We start from the raw sequence: 2902 nt of genomic DNA, 5'->3' as shown, positions 1-2902 counted from the left end.
GCCCCCGCGACGCAGGTGGCCGCCTGGCAGCCCGCCGGCCCGTCCGCCCTCGGCGGCTCGAACGACCCCGACATGCCCGTCAAGCACGCCCTCGACGCGGGAGCGGTGATCCGCGACAGCGTCGAAGGCCCCGAACTCACCGTGCTGTTGAGCCATCCCTCCGGCCCGCTGGAGGCCGCCTCCGTCGAACGGCTCGGCCGGATCTGGCTGCGGCTGCTGGACGGCCTGGCCGCGCACACCGTGGACCCGTCGGCAGGCGGCCACACGGCGTCCGACTTCCCCCTCCTCGACCTCGGCCAGGACGAAGTCGACGAACTCGAAGCCGAGTTCGCCGACGAGCACCCGTAGTCACCCGCCCCCGACACCGGCCTGTGGGCGGCCACCCGCCCGACACACGCTTGTCTGTGAGGAGTTACGCGATGACCCGATCCCAGGTCGAGGACGTCTGGCCGCTGTCGCCGCTGCAGGAGGGCCTGCTGTTCCACGCGGCCTTCGACAGCGACGGGCCGGACGTCTACCAAGGGCAGCGGCTCCTGGACCTGGACGGCCCTGTCGACGCCGACCGGCTGCGGGCGTCGTGGGAGGCGCTGGTCGCCCGGCACCCGGTGCTGCGGGCGGGCTTCCGGCGCCGCAAGTCGGGCGAGGCCGTGCAGGTCATCGCACGCGATGTGGAACTGCCCTGGCGGGTGGAGGACCTCTCGGGGCTGGACGAGGAGACGGTGGCGGCCCGGCTTGCGGAACTGACCGCCGAGGACCGGGCGCACCGCATCAACCTGGTTACCCCGCCCCTGCTCCGCCTGGTCCTCGTGCGGCTGGCCGAGAACCGGCACCGGCTGATCGTCACCAGCCACCACCTCATCATGGACGGCTGGTCGATGCCCGTCCTGCTCCACGAGCTGACCGCGGTCTACGCGGCCGGCGGCGACGACGCGACACTTCCCGAGCCCAGTTCCTACCGCGACTACCTCGCCTGGCTGGGCCGCCAGGACAAGGACGCGGCACACGAGGCATGGCGGGCCGAACTGGTCGGCGCCGAGGAGCCCACGCTGGTCGTGGCCGCCGACCCGGGCCGTCCGCCCGTTCTGCCCGAGAGCCTGATCGCCGACATCCCCGAGAAGCTGACCGGGGAGTTGGCCGGCCTGGCCCGGCAGCACGGCCTCACCGTCAACACGCTGATCCAGGGCGCCTGGGCCATGCTCCTGGCGCGGCTCTCCGGTCGTACGGACGTGGTCTTCGGCGCCACGGTCGCCGGGCGCCCCGCCGGGCTCGCGGGCGTCGAGTCGATGATCGGCATGTTCCTCAACACCCTGCCCGTGCGCGTCGAACTCGACGGCGAGCGGCCCTTGGTGGAGATGCTGAAGGAACTCCAGACCCGTCAGGCCGCGCTCATCGCCCACCAGCACCTCGGCCTCGCCGAGATCCAGCGGCTCGGCGGGCCGGGCGCGGTCTTCGACACCCTCGTCGTCTTCGAGAACTACCCCCGCCCGCCGGAGGAGCCCGCCGCCCCGGACGCGTTCAGCCTGCGCTTCGCCGCCGGCCAGGAGACCGCCCACTACCCGCTGACCCTCGTCGCCGTCCCCAAGGACCGGATGCTGTTCAAGCTGGACTACCGCCCCGACCTCTTCGACCGTGAGGCAGCCGAGGCGATCTTCGGCGGGCTTGTCCGGGTGCTGGAGCAACTGGCGGCCGACCCGCGACAGCCGGTGGGGCGCGTCGACGCGATACGGGAGACCGAGCGGACCTGGGTCATCGGAAACGGGAGCGCGACCGCGACCGCGACACCGTGCGAGTCCGTCCTGGAACTCTTCGCCGGACAGGCGGTGCGGGCGCCGGACGCGGTCGCGGTCCTCGACGGCGGGCGGGAGCTGACGTACGTCCAACTGGACGCGGCCTCGGGTCGGTTGGCCCGCCATCTGGCCGACCGGGGAGTACGCGCGGGCGACCGGGTCGCCGTGGTGCTGGAGCGGTCGGCGGAGCTGCTGATCACGCTCCTGGCGGTGGGGAAGGCCGGGGCCGCGTACGTCCCCGTCGACACCGGGTACCCGGCGGAGCGGATCGCGTTCCTGCTCAGGGACTGCGACCCGGCGGCCGTGGTGTGCTCCCGGCGGACACGCGCTGTCGTGCCCGACGACGTGCCGGGCCGAGTGGTGTTGCTGGACGACCTGTCGGTCCTCGAAGGCGGCAGCGAGCCGAGCCCTCCTTCCGTGCGGGTGACCGGGGACGATCTCGCGTACGTGATGTACACGTCCGGTTCGACGGGGACGCCGAAGGGCGTTGCCGTGCCGCACCGGAGTGCGGCGGCGCTCGTCGGGGACCCCGGCTGGGCGGTGGGGCCGGGCGACTCGGTGTTGTTCCACGCCCCGCACGCCTTCGACATCTCGTTGTTCGAGGTGTGGGTGCCGCTGGCGAGCGGGGCCCGGGTCGTGGTCGCCGAGCCCGAGCTCGCGGTGGACGCGGCGGCCGTGCGGGAACACATCGCCGCCGGGGTCACCCACGTGCACGTCACCGCGGGGCTGTTCCGGGTCCTGGCCGAGGAGACGCCGGAGTGCTTCACGGGAGCGCGAGAGGTGCTCACCGGCGGTGACGTCGTGCCCGGGCGGGCGGTGGCGCGGGTGCGGGCCGCCTGCCCCGAGGTGCGGGTGCGGCACCTGTACGGCCCCACCGAGGTGTCGCTGTGCGCGACCTGGCATCTGCTGGAGCCGGGCGAGGAATCCCGCCAAGTGCTGCCGGTGGGCCGCCCGCTGTCGAACCGTCAGGTGTACGTCCTCGACGCCTGTCTGCACCCCGTCGCTCCCGGCATGACGGGTGAGCTGTACGTCGCCGGAGCCGGTCTCGCCCGTGGCTATCCGGGACGGGCCGCACTGTCCGCCGAGCGGTTCGTGGCCTGTCCGTTCGCGGCCGG

At 73.3% G+C, this 2902-nt stretch carries 2 protein-coding genes; both read left to right on the top strand.

Annotated features, from left to right (window positions below):
* On the top strand, window positions 1–348 hold a 348-nt coding region (locus AC5P09_RS51535), incomplete at its 5' end, for a hypothetical protein (RefSeq protein ID WP_493880564.1).
* A gap of 71 nt (window positions 349–419) precedes the next feature.
* The coding region (locus AC5P09_RS51530) for a non-ribosomal peptide synthetase (RefSeq protein ID WP_493880563.1) at window positions 420–2902 on the top strand (2483 nt) is incomplete at its 3' end.

The organism is Streptomyces sp. a15 (assembly GCF_059026085.1).
Note: the sequence above shows the minus strand (reverse complement) of the source record. Positions and strands in the feature narration are given on the sequence as shown.